This is a genomic window from Nonomuraea sp. NPDC048916, assembly GCF_040649575.1.
GTDB lineage: Bacteria > Actinomycetota > Actinomycetes > Streptosporangiales > Streptosporangiaceae > Nonomuraea.
The window spans coordinates 1-821 of the sequence record NZ_JBEZFS010000139.1 but is presented as its reverse complement, the minus strand read 5'-3'; the positions used below and the strand labels follow the sequence as shown (position 1 = coordinate 821).

General features: G+C 65.9%; 1 protein-coding gene. It reads right to left on the bottom strand.

Annotated elements, in window-relative coordinates:
• Positions 1-18: 18 nt before the first annotated feature.
• The gene (locus tag AB0C16_RS40125; protein ID WP_357691392.1) at positions 19-792 is read right to left on the bottom strand and encodes a transposase family protein; all 774 of its coding nucleotides are present in this window, start codon (positions 790-792) and stop codon (positions 19-21) included.
• Between the last annotated feature and the right edge of the window lie 29 nt (positions 793-821).

The window sequence follows — 821 nt, the reverse complement described above, 5'->3', positions numbered from 1 at the left end:
ACTGAACCTTTTTCATCCTCAGGCGCCCTGGGCAACTCGGTGGTTCTGAAGGACGGCGATGGCCTTACAGAGGTGGCCGGCCTTGGAAGGGCTGCAGCGTAGCTTTCGGAGGATCTTCCAGCTCTTCAGCTGGGCGTTCGCGCGTTCGCCGGGCCCGCGGAGCTTGGCGTGTGAGCGGTTGGCCCGCTTCTGGGACTCGGGCTTGTTCTTGCCCTTGTACGGGGTGACGAGCGGTCCCTCGGCTCCCTGATATGCCTTGTCGGCGAGGGTGATGATCCCGACCTGCTCCAGCGCGCGCAGGATGCCCCAGATCCGGGCGGCCGTCAGGTCATGCGCCTTGCCTGGCAGCGCTCCGGACGTCCATAAGATCGTCCCGTCCGGTGAGGCGATGACCTGGACGTTCACCCCGTGCACGCGGTGCTTGCCGGAGAAGTAGGGCCGGTCGGCCTTGATCCGGTCAGTGCGGATCAGCGTGCCGTCCAGCACCAGGTAGTGCAGCCCGTCCCGCTTGGCCTTCCGTAACGCCGCCGTGAGCTTGGGAGAGCGCGCCGACAGCAGCTCCACCGTCTCCTCCACATACCGCCACGCGGTCGCCGTCGACACCCCGAACCCCGCGCCGAGTTCGGTGAATGTCTCACCTTTGCGCAGGTAGACCAGAACGAGCAGGGCCTGCCGGCCGGGGTTCAGCCGCCGCCAGAGCGACCTCTTGGACTTACGGTGGCGCCGGATCACCCCGGCGACGTAGTTCAGGGTCTGATGCGACAAATCGACGGCGGCACGATAGAACAGCACCTGAAGCTCCTGGTTGCGACGGTGATGGT